1 pseudogene is annotated in these 327 nt (G+C 68.2%); it reads left to right on the top strand.

The features are described from left to right. Positions 1 to 327, top strand: a pseudogene (locus EN852_RS37650) (hypothetical protein); the annotation flags it as partial.

Here is a 327-nt window from a genome sequence, read left to right as displayed (position 1 = left end):
GCGCCAGGCCAGCCCGCAACTGCCCGACAAGATCTTTCGCGACGAAGCTGGCCTGATTGCCACTGTCAACCCTGGCGCCTACGTCTTCACCGTCGGCCCGGGCGACGCCGACGACATACCGATGCGAGCGGTCGACCTTGTCTTGCGCTCCGGCGTCGGGGAAATCGACGGCCGCTCGCGGCCGATAGGCTTCTCGCTGATGGCGGTCGGCTTGATCGGCTTCCTGCTGTCCTTGCGTTCCGGTGGCGGACGACCGGAAAATCCGAACTCGCAGCCGCCTCCACGCTGGGGCAGGGGCCCCACGTGCACTACCGCCCCGCCCACCAC

This window comes from Mesorhizobium sp. M2E.F.Ca.ET.209.01.1.1, assembly GCF_004010375.2.
Lineage (GTDB): Bacteria > Pseudomonadota > Alphaproteobacteria > Rhizobiales > Rhizobiaceae > Mesorhizobium.
This window is presented reverse-complemented; position numbering and strand designations above follow the sequence as displayed.